This window comes from Mucilaginibacter sp. OK098, assembly GCF_900142915.1.
In the GTDB taxonomy this organism is placed as follows: Bacteria; Bacteroidota; Bacteroidia; order Sphingobacteriales; family Sphingobacteriaceae; genus Mucilaginibacter.
Genome location: NZ_FRCM01000005.1, coordinates 284,980 through 298,550, shown reverse-complemented (window position 1 = coordinate 298,550; position 13,571 = coordinate 284,980). Strand labels below are relative to the sequence as shown.

13 protein-coding genes are annotated in these 13,571 nt (G+C 43.0%); 3 read left to right on the top strand and 10 right to left on the bottom strand.

Features of this window, described 5'->3' with window-relative positions; translation table 11 throughout:
- Positions 1 to 44 precede the first annotated feature (44 nt).
- The 4 genes from BUE31_RS31120 to BUE31_RS18010 all read right to left on the bottom strand — a co-directional run bounded on the left by BUE31_RS31120 (position 45) and on the right by BUE31_RS18010 (position 3,533).
- On the bottom strand, positions 45 to 197 hold the full coding sequence (locus BUE31_RS31120; RefSeq protein ID WP_159440710.1) for a hypothetical protein: 153 nt from the start codon (positions 195 to 197) through the stop codon (positions 45 to 47).
- Between the two features lie 230 nt (positions 198 to 427).
- Positions 428 to 1,306: a hypothetical protein gene (locus tag BUE31_RS18020; protein ID WP_073405228.1), complete on the bottom strand. Its 879-nt coding sequence runs from the start codon at positions 1,304 to 1,306 to the stop codon at positions 428 to 430.
- 205 nt (positions 1,307 to 1,511) lie between these two features.
- A complete protein-coding gene (locus BUE31_RS18015) occupies positions 1,512 to 3,122 on the bottom strand; it encodes a M56 family metallopeptidase (RefSeq protein ID WP_073405227.1) in 1,611 nt (536 codons plus the stop codon).
- A 6-nt stretch (positions 3,123 to 3,128) separates the two neighbouring features.
- Entirely contained in the window at positions 3,129 to 3,533 is a 405-nt protein-coding gene (locus BUE31_RS18010; protein ID WP_073405226.1) for a BlaI/MecI/CopY family transcriptional regulator, read from the bottom strand.
- A 463-nt stretch (positions 3,534 to 3,996) separates the two neighbouring features.
- On the opposite strand from BUE31_RS18010, the gene BUE31_RS18000 reads away from it, so the two are divergent.
- Positions 3,997 to 4,371, top strand: coding sequence for a chorismate mutase (locus tag BUE31_RS18000; RefSeq protein WP_073405224.1), 375 nt, complete (start codon positions 3,997 to 3,999; stop codon positions 4,369 to 4,371).
- Between the two features lie 324 nt (positions 4,372 to 4,695).
- Here the strand turns inward: BUE31_RS18000 and BUE31_RS17995 are convergent, their stop codons facing one another.
- From BUE31_RS17995 to BUE31_RS17985, 4 genes are all read right to left on the bottom strand, one after another.
- Positions 4,696 to 5,391 carry a hypothetical protein gene (locus tag BUE31_RS17995; protein ID WP_073405223.1) on the bottom strand — a complete coding sequence of 232 codons (696 nt, stop codon included), beginning with the start codon at positions 5,389 to 5,391 and terminating at the stop codon, positions 4,696 to 4,698.
- A 439-nt stretch (positions 5,392 to 5,830) separates the two neighbouring features.
- On the bottom strand, positions 5,831 to 5,965 hold the full coding sequence (locus BUE31_RS31580; RefSeq protein ID WP_255376671.1) for a hypothetical protein: 135 nt from the start codon (positions 5,963 to 5,965) through the stop codon (positions 5,831 to 5,833).
- Positions 5,958 to 6,581 carry a hypothetical protein gene (locus tag BUE31_RS17990; RefSeq protein WP_073405222.1) on the bottom strand — a complete coding sequence of 208 codons (624 nt, stop codon included), beginning with the start codon at positions 6,579 to 6,581 and terminating at the stop codon, positions 5,958 to 5,960. Before BUE31_RS17990 ends, BUE31_RS31580 begins: the two co-directional genes overlap by 8 nt.
- A complete protein-coding gene (locus BUE31_RS17985; RefSeq protein WP_073405221.1) occupies positions 6,581 to 7,630 on the bottom strand; it encodes a DUF262 domain-containing protein in 1,050 nt (349 codons plus the stop codon). The genes BUE31_RS17990 and BUE31_RS17985 overlap by 1 nt, the downstream gene beginning before the upstream one ends.
- Before the next feature lie 309 nt (positions 7,631 to 7,939).
- Here BUE31_RS17985 and BUE31_RS17980 point away from each other — a divergent pair, with 309 nt between their 5' ends.
- Both BUE31_RS17980 and BUE31_RS17975 read left to right on the top strand, forming a co-directional pair.
- On the top strand, positions 7,940 to 9,013 hold the full coding sequence (locus tag BUE31_RS17980; protein ID WP_073405220.1) for an AAA family ATPase: 1,074 nt from the start codon (positions 7,940 to 7,942) through the stop codon (positions 9,011 to 9,013).
- Positions 9,014 to 9,127: 114 nt separating this feature from the next.
- Positions 9,128 to 10,126, top strand: coding sequence for a DUF6371 domain-containing protein (locus tag BUE31_RS17975; RefSeq protein ID WP_073405219.1), 999 nt, complete (start codon positions 9,128 to 9,130; stop codon positions 10,124 to 10,126).
- A gap of 214 nt (positions 10,127 to 10,340) precedes the next feature.
- Here BUE31_RS17975 and BUE31_RS17970 read toward each other — a convergent pair whose 3' ends face one another.
- Positions 10,341 to 12,737 carry a glycoside hydrolase family 127 protein gene (locus BUE31_RS17970; RefSeq protein ID WP_073405218.1) on the bottom strand — a complete coding sequence of 799 codons (2,397 nt, stop codon included), beginning with the start codon at positions 12,735 to 12,737 and terminating at the stop codon, positions 10,341 to 10,343.
- Positions 12,738 to 13,174: 437 nt separating this feature from the next.
- The gene (locus BUE31_RS17965; RefSeq protein WP_073405217.1) at positions 13,175 to 13,504 is read right to left on the bottom strand and encodes a hypothetical protein; all 330 of its coding nucleotides are present in this window, start codon (positions 13,502 to 13,504) and stop codon (positions 13,175 to 13,177) included.
- Between the last annotated feature and the right edge of the window lie 67 nt (positions 13,505 to 13,571).

Genomic DNA, 13,571 nt, shown 5'->3' with positions numbered 1-13,571 from the left:
GCTGTTGGTATTACAAAAACAGTATTAAATAATTTTGTTTGTTGTTAGTAGATAATGTGACGTGCACCTACTATAAAGATGGTTATTAATGGAATAGCCAGGATAATAAATACTCTTGCCATTTGAATAGGGTTAGCATTTCCTTCAACAAAAACGTTCTGTAAATCAGTTTTTAGGGTGTTTAATTTGTGTTCCATGATTTGGGTTGATTTAATCTTTTAGTAATCAATTAATTTATCAGTAATATAATTTATCAAATTATGTCCTCTTCTACGGGCTGTAATTTGATAAGGTTACATGTTTGATGAAAAAATTGCTAAAAGGATTAAAAACACCTATAAATAAATAAGGGGAAAGCGGCTATTTAAACCGAAATCCCCTTTATTATACTTTTTATTATAGCTAAAATATGCAGCTGAGGGCTGTTTTATTGCCTTGGGCTGCTCATATGAATGCCCCTGTAGGTGTGAATGCCGGGACTATTACCGTACGAAAAATTATAATTGGCAAAGCGGTTATACCTTGTTTTATATTTTTTAAATACCTCTTCCGATTGCTTTTTGCCATTTACGGTCATCTCGTCAGCATTCAATGTTACCTCACGCAGGCTTTCTTCATCTGGGATAATCTTATCATTTATCAAGTCGTTTATCATTTGTGCCATTAGTTTCCGGTCTTCTTCGGCCTGTTTGCGATCAACCTCTGCCTGGGCACGGTCTTTTACAGCCTGCGCACGGTCAAGCTCAGCCTGGGCACGATCTTTTACAGCTTGTTCCCTGTCCCTGCCTGCCTGTTCGCGGTCTTTTCCTGCTTGCACCTGGTCTTTTTCGGCTTGGGCACGGTCTTTTTCTGCCTGTCCTCTGCTCGAAACTGCTTCCGTTCTATCTCTTTCAGCTTGTTGTCTGTCTTTTTCGGCCTGCCCTCTGTCCCTTTCAGCCTGGGCACGGTCTTTATCTGCCTGGGCACGGTCAAGCTTTGCCTGTGCACGGTCCTTTTCAGCCTGGATCCTGTCTAATCTTATTTGTTCTTTAATCTTATTAATCTCCACACTGTATTTTGCATACTCTTCAGGCGGGATCTTTACATCATCAACATATAAGTTTGATACCTTACCATTAATAAGCTTAAAGCTGTATTCTTTACCATTGGTATAGGTGTGTACACGCTCAATGGAATTACCATGCGAATCTTTTTGGGTATCGTAATTAGAATAGGTATCCGTGCTAACTTCCTGTGCCTTTACCGAAACACCCCATGCCATAGCGGCTATTACCAGCACACTATATTTAAAAAATTTAGTTTTCATTTTCTTTTTTGATTTTAAGGTTAAAAATTGGGCAATAGCATTTCATTCCGCTTTTGCGGTCATTTTAAAAAATTGCCTGTTTTGTTGATATATAAATAGAGCCTTACCTCTAATACAGGTGCGCCATCTGTATTATTCTTTTAGCCGTTTATTTAGTTTAAAAGGTTGTAATTATTGTAAAGAATTTAAATTATATCCCCATCTTTTATCCGCTTACACTAGCCTTGTTCTTGGCAAATTGTTGCCTGTCAAGCTCGGCCTGTGCACGGTCTTTTACAGCTTGTGCGCGGTCTTTATCTGCCTGCGCACGGTCTTTCACCGCTTGTGCCCTATCCAGATCTGCCTGTGCCCGGTCTTTTTCTGCCTGAATCCTATCCTGCCTGGCCTGTTCCTGGTCTTTCATGGCCTGCATCCTGCTTTGCTCCGCTTCTTTCCTATCCCGTTCCGACTGAATCCGGGCCTGTTCTGCGTTTCTCCTGTCCTTCTCTGCCTGTGTGCTGCCGTTATCGGCCTGTTGTTTTATAATTTCCGGCTGCTTAATGCTAGCGGCTTCTGCTGGTTCAACCCGGTTAATTTTTACATTTTCCGCGACTTCAATAGCTTCAGCCTTATTTATGCCAGCTATGCCGTTTATCATTTTTGATCTGAGCGGTAGACCACCATGTCTTTTGTTTAACCTTACTTTTTTTGCAGCTATTGCTGTTATAACAGTCATGGTCGGCTCAACAGTTGTTTTGCTGATAGGAGCAGCTTCTTTAAACGATGCTTTTGTATATTCTTTTATCCGGGCAACGGCGGCAGTTGTTACTATCAGGCCGAATAATAAAATACTTGTTATAAAAAATATCTTTTCACTCCGTCCGAAGGTCTTATTTTTATTATGCATGATCCGCACTACCCTGCGCATCAGGTAGTTCTTTTTGCCCGGAAACGCCGTGGCATAAGCCGAGCCGTAAAGCTCATGCTCTTTAAAGCTCACAAGCGCCTTTACAAGCTCTATCTTATTATTGGTTTGCTGCAAGGCAATATCATCGCAGCAATTCTCGCGCTCTTCTTTTAAAAGAGACGAGATCCATAATAAACCCGGGTTAAAGAAAAACACCGCTTCAGCAACGTTTTGTAAAAAGTTAATGAAGTAATCGTTGCGTTTTATATGGGCAAGCTCATGCAATAAAATAGCTTCAACCTGCTCCATAGGTAACCCGGCCAGCAAGCCTACAGGCATTAAAATAACAGGCTTTAAATGGCCCACCACCACAGGTACTTTAATATAACCCGATTGCAGCAATTTTACAGCTTTGGTGATCTTCAGTTTTTCAGAGAACAGGTTAACCTTGTTCACCCAAAATTCCGATGGCTGGTAAACCTGGTAATTACGGATGCGCTGATTATAAGCCAGGCACGAGATCATTTTTACGCTTTTGAACAGAAAAACCATAAACCAGATCAATATAATGAATGGCGCATTTGCTGAAAAATAATCGGTAAACGTTTTAACAAGCTGCTTAACACTGTGCACGTTAAAGAACAATGATGATGCGTTAACGCCAATATTACCGGTAAAGGGCGTTAAAACGGTGGCAGCTGCTGCGCTTTGCCACTCATAAACAAAAGTTAAGCCGCAGACTGCAATAAACAACATAAATAAAATAAGCGCCAGGTTATACCTGTATGCCGAACTTGCCCTTTTAGCAAGCACCAATGCCGCACCGGTAACAATGGCCAAAAACAATCCCTGCCATAATGAATGGATCAGCATCCAGCTAAAAGCTGTGATCATTTTGTTTATTGTGGTGCTTATTAAAAGTAAGTGCATCGTAAATTATTTAACGTTATCCATTTTGCTTAACATCTCTTTTATTTTCTGCAATTCATCGCCCGATGTTTTATCATTATCAAGCAGGGCCATCATCAAATTGCTTGGCGAACCATTGTACATCGAATCAACAAAGCGACCCAGCATATTGCCTTTTACTTTATCTTCGGCAACCGCTGCGCTGTAAATATGCTTCATATTGGTTTCATCGCGCTCAAGCATCCCTTTTTCTTTCATCACCTGCATCAGCTTTAAAGTTGACGTGTATTGTACAATTTCTTTTTGCTCATTCAGCTTATCGTGCACAAAACGAACGGTTGAAGGTCCGTAATGCCATAGTACCTGCAACACATCCATTTCGGTTTTTGTGGGTACTATTTCTGTGGCCATATCCTTTTTAAACAATGTCATGAATCAAAGGTATGTATTAAAAACGTACGTTGCAAGTATTATGTTATTTTTTTGAAAGATTTTTTCATTTTCGGTGTTTTATCGCAGCAGCAAGGCGTTGCCCAGCGCTGATGGATTTAGCCCTTTCAGGGCTTTGCCCATTTCTAATTTAGCAGCAGGGCGATGCCCTGCGCTGATGGATTTAGCCCCTTCAGGGCTTTGCGTATTTCTAAATTCTCGGACCCTGAAAGGGTCTAATATGCCAGCGCTGGGCAACGCCCTGCTGCGCTGATGGATTTAGCCCTTTCAGGGCTTTGCGAGTCTAATTTAGATCTTTAAATTCTCGGGCCCTGAAGGGGTCTAATATGCCAGCGCTGGGCAACGCCCTGCTGCGAATGCGAACGATCATCGGTTCATACATTCCTCAAATTTTATTAAATTTTAAAATATTATCCTGATTTTAGCCATCATCAAACTAAAGCATATGAAAAGCATTAAAATCATTTTATTAATAACAGTCGCCACGCTGCTTGGTTACAGCGCAGCTCATGCCCAATCAAAACCCATAAATACCAAAGCTGAATTTGATGCGGCCAGGGCTAAAATTGATTCGCTTGATAACCAGCTGATAAAAACCATTGGCGAACGGGAAAGAATTGTAAGGGAGATTGGTACCTACAAAGCCAAAAACCATATTGCCCCCCTGCAGGCGGCCCGGTTTAAACAGGTGGTTGATAAGGCTAAAGAGACCGGCAAAAAAGAAGGCCTCTCGCCCGAGTTTATTGAGGAACTAATGAACGCCATCCATACAGAAAGCCTAAAGCTGGAAAATGATCCTGCGGTTATGCATAACGAATAATTGCATAAATCTCTCTTCCTGTACCTGTGGGGGCTCTTCAATGCTATTAAGTTAAGAGAATGTTGGCTATACTAACCACATAACTTCGTCCAAATGCCCCACCTAAATCCTCCCCGGTAGGGAGGACTTGAAAAAAAACAAACGCGGGCGAAGCTAAAGTCTCCCCTGCCGGGGGAGATTTAGAGGGGGCTAAATGTTTAAGGTGTCCTTAACTTAATAGCATTGAGGGTCTCTCATAGAGAACCTTGCACCCGCATGTAAAGTATGCGATTGCCACCAAATAAGATCATCTAATCCTTTAAATCCTAAAATCCCGGTTCGGCATTACTCCTTCACTTTATCCCAGCTATCCCTGTTAAAGGCCAGCACCTTAATGGCATTGCCGCCTGCATCCATAGTGAATTTTAGCGGAAACATGGAGTCATTATTTAAAAACTCGTTATCGGCAACGGCTTTAAAGCTTATCTCCTGGTTATCCCAAAGCTGTTTAAGCACCAGGCCATCGGCGGTGGCGGTTATGGTTAAAAAAGTACCCTTTCTTTCCTCAAACTCATACTTGCCTTCGTAGGCCTTTAGCTGAGCGGCGGTTAGTTTAAGCTCCTTTGCGGGCGTATAATTTTTAACTCTGGTAAGCTGGTCTTTATCTCCCACGGCAGCCCCGGTAATTTCGCCGGCATCGCTTTTGGTGAAGGTAATTGGGATGGTTTCATCGCCGTCATTGTCCATTGTTTCAAAGGTAAGATCGCCTTTGCGGGTTAACACAAATTGCTTTTTACCGTCAATAACTTTGGCAAGCAGGGTTTTATTGGCAACAGAAATTTGTATATAACCATGCTGGTTGCTCTTAAGCTGGTAAATGCCTTCAAAGGCTTTCATGGGGGTGGTATCGGCAACTGTTGTTTTAATTGCCACCGTACCGGCCTTGGCAGGACTGATAAAACACAGGCTTAATACAATAAAGGGCAGCAGCAATACATACCTGTACAGCCGGGTTGCGTGATTTTTTCTTAGGTTGATCATATTGATTAGGTTTATTTTGTTGATAACGTGCGGATTGGGGATTAAGTATTTGGGGAGGGGTGGAATTGTTGGATTGCTTGTATTGTTAGTTGGTGATACAAAATAGTTCTCCGCGCGTCATTGCGAGGAACGAAGCAACCTCTGCAGAGGACAATCAACAAACCTTTATGCTAATAGGACCTTACAGCCGCATGATTAGTAACCACATAGCTTTTACTCCGATGCATGGATGGCGTAGAGATTGCTTCGAATCAGGTTGCGAGCAACCAGCCTCGCAATGACGTGATGGTGATGTATCGCCTGTAACACTGTATCGTTTCACCACAACGATACAAGCGATACAGTAGTTTTTGAACCATGATTAAAGGATTTATTGATTTGCCTGATGATTTGCAGACGGACAGCATCATGGCCATCATTTAATCAGGAAAATCATGGTTCAAACTGTATTGCGTGTATCGTCTGTATTGTTGGTTGGTGGTGATACAGGCGATACAATGCGGGAGATATAAACTACACTAATTAACTCGGGATCAATATTGATTACTTTAAGGATGCGCTTAATTTTATCCATTTGCAATTCCCTCCGCTAGTATATCAAGCTTTGTTAAATAAGAAGTTAATACAGTAACCGAAGTAGAAACCATTGGGTCAAAAGATAAAATCAAATCAGATACTGTAAGGGTTGGATTATTAATATTTAACAATCTATTTCCTAGCGATACTATTTGAGTTTGAGTAGTTGAGGTAAGATGTGCTGCAGCATTCCTTATAGTTTTTAAATCAAATAAGTCAGTCATTGCAGAGCTTATATAAGTATCAATAATATTGCTGGGCTTAAAATAAAGATTGCTCAATCTTTTTATTATTTCAGGATTTGACCAATCTACATATTTTTGAGTGCCGATCAGAATCTTGTTAGCGTGTGCATAATCCAATGGTTGAACATATCGAATTATGCTGTTACCATTGATTGACAACTCACCAAGCATATAATTTAGAAATGCACTTTCTATAAATGTCTCCCATGCGATAAACATTTTAAGAAAAGATGAATCAGTAATAAAGTTCCGTTGATTTGCCTGAAGTAAATAACTACCTGTAGAGTCTTTTTGAAAAGCCATTGCTAAAAAACTATTGGCTTCCGCAATTGAGTTACGATAATTATTTAAACAATCTAATAGAGACATTAACTAACTATCAAATTAAGCATATAATCAGTTCGTCTTACACGTACATTTGTATCAGTAGTCGCCCGCCTACTATCTTCTAAAAATCTGACTTCTTCAGGCAATAAAATATAATGATCAGACTCAAACAATGAGTTTATACTATCTAGTCTACTTGCGATTTTTGCATATGTTATATCATCACTGGGTCTATGTGTGTTTAAATTAGGTATTCCATATTTGCAATGATAAATTGTAGTAAATAAACTGTAAAATAAATGAATACGGCGCAGTTCTGAAGTTTTTAATTCACCATTAAATATATCGCCAATTGCTATTAAAGTGTTTGCGAAATTGGTTTCTAGTATTTCAACATCATAATCAAAATCTTTCTCATATTGATCGTAAAAATTTTTGATTTGTTTTTTACTTTTTATTCCTTCAATCATTGCTATCAATAGATCCGCGACTAAAGTCACATCTCCCATTCTCAAAATCTCAGGCTCTTTTAAGATTTTATTTTCAATCCAGAATTGATTAAACGTGTGTGCAATACGATCTGCCAAGGTTTTGAATGGACCAAAGTGATTAGCGTTAATTTTTTCTTGCTCATTTAACGTTACTGAATAAGAATTTAACCGGCTAAAGATATCCAACACTTCAGAATCGGGCATATTAACTAGTAAATCAGTCGAAATTTCGTAATTTAAAATATTGGTTTGTATACCGTCGTCTACAGTATTTAGTTGTGAAAAGTATAATCCCCCATATAATGGGTGATGTTTTTTATTTATCTTAAAACCATCTTTAAGAAAGGAAAGAATAGTTTTTAGTCTCTGTTGACCATCTACAACCTCTCTAACCGATTGTCTAGTTTGAATATTTAATTTTTGCCTTATAAAAACCTTAGGTATTGGTTTGCCCCTTACAATAGTATCCATCAAATAAGAACGTGCGATATCAGTCCAAACAGAGCGTCTTTGAAATTTCGGATTCAATTCTAGTTGTTTATTATCAAACCACTCTAAAAAATCATTTACGCTATAAGTTCTACTGTCAAAATTTTTCATATATAAGTATACTAGATATATACCCAAACGTACATCTTTTTTATCATTTAATTTTCTTTAAAATTTCTTTACTAATCCAGAAATAATCCATACCTTTACCCCTGTTGCTTTTCTGCAACAGTTAAGCTTGGTTTTACCGCCTGCTCATCCATCAACATAAAACAATATAGCCATTCTGTATCGCTGTATCGTTTCCATGTAACGATACAGACGATACACGCGATACAGTACAAACCGAAAACCATTCAATAAACTATGCTAATCAGCATACTAAACACAATAATAAATTTCTTTAAAACCTCTTTATTTATGTCACATCCGCAAAACGTCCCGTCAACCGGCGGGCAACAGGGCATCAACCCAGATGTTATCGGCCAGGAGATAACCCGCCTGCTGCAACCCGACGCAGCCCAGCCTGACCATGGTAATCAATTATTCCGCCTCCGCAGCGCCACCGACTGGATGGAGCGCGCCAGTAAACGCCCTATCCCCAAAATGCTTTTCGGCGAGTTTTGGTTCCAGGGCGAGCTGTGTATCCTGTTTGCCGATAGTAACCTGGGCAAATCTATCCTTGCCGTGCAGGTGGGCGATAGCATCAGCAGGGATGAGCAAATAGGTCCGTTCAGGCTGGAGGCCGGTCAGCAGAGTATCCTTTACTTTGATTTTGAGCTGGCCGATAAGCAATTTGAAGCCAGGTATTCGTCTGATTACAAGTATCACTATGGTTTCAGCAGCGATTTTCTGCGTGCCGAGCTTGACCCTATGCACACCGTACCGAAGGAGTTTCCCTGTTTCGAGGATTTTTTGAACCACCAGATAGAAAACCTGGTTGTTAGCAGCGGCGCCACGGTACTTATTATCGACAACCTAACCTATCTGCGCAGCGAAACCGAACGTGCCAAAGATGCCCTGCCGCTAATGAAGCAGCTTAAGGCGCTTAAAAGCAAGTTCGGCCTTAGTATACTGGCGCTGGCACACACACCCAAACGCGATGCCGCACGCCCCATTACCCGCAACGACCTGCAAGGCAGCAAAATGCTCATGAACTTTTGCGACAGCGCATTTGCCATTGGCGAGAGCGCAAAGGACAAGAGCATCCGCTATGTTAAACAGGTAAAGCAGCGCAATACCGAAGAGGTGTATGGCGCCGACAATGTGTGCCTGTTTAACATCAGCAAGCCCTACAACTTTCTGCAATACGAATTTATGGGCTATGGCCGCGAATGGGAACACCTGCGCCAGCCAGATAATGAGGATCGCGAAGCGTTAAGAACCCAAGCTGCCGAACTTAAACTACAGGGCAAAAGCTTCAGGGAGATAGCAGCCGAAATGGGGATAACGCATACAAAGGCGGAGCGGTTGCTGAAGGAGGGGAATGGTTGATGAACATGGCGGATACCCGGCGCATGCAGAACCCCTCCCTACCCTCCCAGGGGAGGGAATCGCACAGCCCCTTGCCTTTAAAACTTCTTTACCATGAACTATCAACCATGAACTATGAACCCTCCCCGTTACACCCTGCAACCTTACAAAGGCATGTGGAGCCGGTACACCTGTCCGCAATGCCTTAGGCACAAAGTATTCAGCCGTTATATTGATACCACAACAGAGGAGCCCATTGCCGATGATGTTGGCCGGTGCAGCCGCGAGGTGAATTGTGGCTACCATTATAAGCCGTCGGAGTATTTTCAAAAGAATGGAAAACCTCCCAACCATGGACCATCGACCAGGGACTATCGACCCCTCACCTACCGGGATTTCGAACCGTCCTACATACCTAAACGGATGATCGGGCAAACGGTAAAGCATTATGAGATTAATAATTTTGTGCGATACCTTGCGGCAAGGTTTGGTCGGGAGGTAGCTTACACACAGGCACAGCTTTACCTGGTAGGCACCTCAAAGCACTGGCCCGGAGCCTGCATCTTCTGGCAGGTTGACAGTGCCGACAAGGTACGAACCGGCAAAATAATGCTCTACAACCCCGAAACCGGCAAGCGGGTAAAGCAGCCGTTTAACCACATTGCATGGGCGCACAAGTTGCTGCGCAAGTCCGGAAGTCGGGAAAGTCAGCAAAGTCCGGAAGACAAAAACCCGGCAGTGCAGCGTCTTTCGGACTTTCGGTCTTCCGGACTTTCGGACTACAACTTAAAACAATGCCTTTTCGGTGAACATTTATTACAATACCAGCCTGCAAAAGCGGTGGCAATTTGTGAAAGCGAGAAGACGGCTATCATTGCATCCATTTATTATCCGGAACTGTTGTGGCTGGCGGCGGGCAGCTTGCAGGGCCTCAATGTGGACAAGTGTAAGTGCCTTGAGGGACGTACTGTTATTTTGATGCCCGATGTTAATGCTTACGAGCTATGGGTAACAAAGGCGACTCAGCTCTCGGCAGCATTGCCGTCGGTAAATTTTAAGGTGATGCGCCTGCTGGAAGACAATGCCACTCACCAACAAAAAACCGAAGGCTGGGACATTGCCGATTATTTATGAAGATCTGCTGTATCGCGTGTATCGCCTGTATCGTTGTATTGGATGGATTGGCGATACAGTACAAGTAAAATCACTCCCCTTGTCATTGCGAGGAACGAAGCAATCGCGAACTATGCAAGACCGCTTTGCAGGTTGTACACCTATCTATTCGCCCTGTAAAGTTCGCGGTTGCCACGCTATCGCTCGCAATGACAAGTTGGAACTAATCACCTCATTACTTCACACTCCACTCATGTATCCCTGCTGAATTATCCACCGGCAATTGCACCTCCATTTTAAGCGCGGTAGTTTCAACAGGTTCAAAATTCAAAACGTTGTAGGCATCCTTACTAATTACATAAGGCGTTGTAGCCTTTACTGGCACCCATTCCTCCCCTTTTTTGTAAAAGAGTTTGTAGGATGCCGGGATACGGCAACCGCCCCATGGACCATCGTCAAACCAGTAAACTTTTGATTCGGAAACGGTATGCGGCTGGTCAAAATCATACTGAACATATTCTGCTGTGTTTTGCTTTGGCCACCAGTGCAGGTAAGGCATACTGGCGTCTTTGGAGTCCTGCGGATCGTACTGATCGTTCAGCGCCTTCAGCATCCTTTTGTTTTTTATGGAGCCTGATACCTTGCTGGTGCTGGCAATGGTTGGCGCAGGTTTTGGCATGGAGGCCGATGCTTCGTAAGGGATCCAAACGGTCATTTCACTCGGGCCGCGGTTTGCCCAGGCATAATACGGGATGGCGGTAACACTTTGGTCGGTTTCAAGCAGCTGGTCGGTATTTAGCTGGCGTTTGCTGCTTTTGCCCTGGGCGGTAATTATTTCCACACCATTTAGCATTTCGGACTTGTATAAGGCATTGCTAACGGCCATTTTATTTACGGTGATGTTTTGCACGGTGCTGTCGCGGTTATCCGGGCCTTCCAGGCAATATACAATGGGGCCGCGCTGAAAAGCAAAGCGGTTAACATCAGCCTTAACCAATTTATTGGCGATCACCTTTTCGGTTTCCATTGGCAGGTTCATGGTAACTACATCGCCTTTTTTCCATTTGCGGGTAATTACGGCATAGCCTTTTTCAGTTTGATAGGCAAGCGCTTTGCCATTTATGCTGATGGTAACCGGGGCGGGGTTTTGATCCATAAAGGTGTACAGTCCACCCGGAACAGGTTTTGCCAATGCCCAGCCCGGGATGCGCACTCTTAAAGTAAAGGCGCTGCTTTTTGCGGGATTAAGGGTAAGATCAACCTTGCCTTTCCATGGGTAATCAGTAGTTTGGACGATGTTCACCTTGCCGGTGGTAAGCATAATATCGCTGCTGTTGCTCATAAAAAGGTTCACATACAGGTCGTTTTTATCATCCGCATAAACATAGCCGGGTACGGAAGGTAAAAAGCGCGTCATGTTACTAATACAGCAGGCGCAGCTAAACCATGCACTGCGCTGGTTCTGACTCATAGACGATAACACATTGGGATAAAAGAAACGGTTGCCGCTTAGCGATACGCCCGAGAGCAGTCCGTTATATAAAGTGCGTTCTAAAATATCAATATACTTGGCATCACCATGCAGCAAAAACATACGACTGTTCCAATACACGTTGGCAATGGCAGCACAGGTTTCGGCATAAGCAGACATATTGGGAAGCTGGTAAGCATCGCCAAAAGCCTCGCCTGCATTGGTTGCACCTATGCCCCCTGTTATGTACAGTTTTTTATCCACCACATCATTCCAGATATCGTCAATAGCGTGCAGGTATTGCTGGTTGCCGGTTAGAGCCGCAACATCGGCCATGCCGGTGTACATGTAGGCGGCGCGTACGGCATGCCCTTCGGCTTCATGCTGGTCAACTACTCTTTTATCTGCCTGGTTATAGGCTTCACCTTTAGGGCCGCGTACATCAAGAAAGAACTTAGCCAGATCAAGGTATTTTTTGTTGCCCGTAACGCGGTATAGCTTAGCCAAACCTATCTCCACAATCTGGTGACCGGGGTATTCTTCTATCTTTCCATACCCAAAAGTACGGGTAAGCAGGTCGGCATTTTTTATGGCGATATTTAATAAAGTGCGTTTGCCGGTAGCCTGGTAATGCGCCACAGCAGCTTCGTACAGGTGCCCGGCATCATACAATTCATGACTCAGGATCTCTTCATTCTGCCAACGTTTGGCGCCGATCCACTCGTGCGGTTTTTTAGCATTTACCGTGCGGAAGGTGTACAGGTAGCCATCTTTCTCCTGTGCTGCGCCAATAATGCCTATCAGGGTATCAATATATTTATCAAGCTTAGGGTTGCTTTTTACCTGCATGGCATATGACGCGCCTTCAATCACCTTATAAATATCTGTATCGTCAAAAGGGAACTCGCTCAGCTTATCGCCATCCAGTAGTTTTGCTGCGCGAAGGAAATTATCAACCCGGCCATTGGCCTTGCATTGCGCCAGCACATAGGGGATGGTAACGTTTGCATTAACCTCCATTTTGGGCTCCCAAAAACCATCGTTAACATGTACCTGCGTAAACGGAACGGGCTGAATAGGGTAGTCCTTTTGCTGTGCCGATACCTCACCTGCGCAGCATATCGAACACAAAAATATAACTGAAGCTATTTTATTTAACATGAATTTACACGGCATGCGCAAGATGGTTTAATATTAATAAAACGAAAATTAAGATAATTTAACGCAGGATAAAAATAAGCAGCCTGTTTAAGCTTTATTAACAATAAATTGGCAAGTTGTAGCCGTATTTTAGCATGGGGGTGGAAGTCCATAGTCGATGGTCAATAGTCCATGGCGGGAATGGTAATTAATGGTGAATTGGCAAAAGGGAAGGGTAATAATGGTGTGTCGGTTTGCAATTGCGTTAACATCGCGCGCAGAGTTTACTCACCCGGTCATTGCTTCGCTCGACCTGCCCTCTCTTCGCTGCGCGTAAAGAGGGCTGAGGAAATGTTTTTATTTTTATTTACCTCTTTCCGCCGCAGGCGAAGAGAGGTCGGCCAGCGTAGCGTCGTCGGGTGAGTCAACTATGCGCCATGCATTGGCGTAAAACCCTCTCAGGAAAGGTAATAAAGCTGATCAGCGGCCAAATTTTTACAGGCCCTGAAGCATTCGTTACGGATAATAACGGGGAGCGTATCCTTACTCTTAAACTTAAAAACCGCTATCCCGCCTTCAAAATGATAATGGATATGATATTGCAGCTTATCATGATGGGCTGGCTTATTTTCGGCGCTGCGGCGATAGAACCACGTAGCATAGGTTCGTTCTATTTCAAGCAGGCAGCTATTGAATTTTTCAATTATCCTTAAGCAAGCCTTCGCTTCATCGCCAATATAAAGTATATTGTTAAAGTGGATCCAGTTTGTTATGGGCGCTCTGTTCATCGTCAATAATTTATTGAGGCAAGGTACGCGCCAAATATGAAATTGGAATGAAAGTTATGTTAATTGA

Coding starts and splice junctions, on each gene's coding strand:
- BUE31_RS31120 (WP_159440710.1), bottom strand. CDS start 197: ATGGAACACAAATTAAACACCCTAAAAACTGATTTACAGAACGTTTTT.
- BUE31_RS18020 (WP_073405228.1), bottom strand. CDS start 1,306: ATGAAAACTAAATTTTTTAAATATAGTGTGCTGGTAATAGCCGCTATG.
- BUE31_RS18015 (WP_073405227.1), bottom strand. CDS start 3,122: ATGCACTTACTTTTAATAAGCACCACAATAAACAAAATGATCACAGCT.
- BUE31_RS18010 (WP_073405226.1), bottom strand. CDS start 3,533: ATGACATTGTTTAAAAAGGATATGGCCACAGAAATAGTACCCACAAAA.
- BUE31_RS18000 (WP_073405224.1), top strand. CDS start 3,997: ATGAAAAGCATTAAAATCATTTTATTAATAACAGTCGCCACGCTGCTT.
- BUE31_RS17995 (WP_073405223.1), bottom strand. CDS start 5,391: ATGATCAACCTAAGAAAAAATCACGCAACCCGGCTGTACAGGTATGTA.
- BUE31_RS31580 (WP_255376671.1), bottom strand. CDS start 5,965: ATGGATAAAATTAAGCGCATCCTTAAAGTAATCAATATTGATCCCGAG.
- BUE31_RS17990 (WP_073405222.1), bottom strand. CDS start 6,581: ATGTCTCTATTAGATTGTTTAAATAATTATCGTAACTCAATTGCGGAA.
- BUE31_RS17985 (WP_073405221.1), bottom strand. CDS start 7,630: ATGAAAAATTTTGACAGTAGAACTTATAGCGTAAATGATTTTTTAGAG.
- BUE31_RS17980 (WP_073405220.1), top strand. CDS start 7,940: ATGTCACATCCGCAAAACGTCCCGTCAACCGGCGGGCAACAGGGCATC.
- BUE31_RS17975 (WP_073405219.1), top strand. CDS start 9,128: ATGAACCCTCCCCGTTACACCCTGCAACCTTACAAAGGCATGTGGAGC.
- BUE31_RS17970 (WP_073405218.1), bottom strand. CDS start 12,737: ATGTTAAATAAAATAGCTTCAGTTATATTTTTGTGTTCGATATGCTGC.
- BUE31_RS17965 (WP_073405217.1), bottom strand. CDS start 13,504: ATGAACAGAGCGCCCATAACAAACTGGATCCACTTTAACAATATACTT.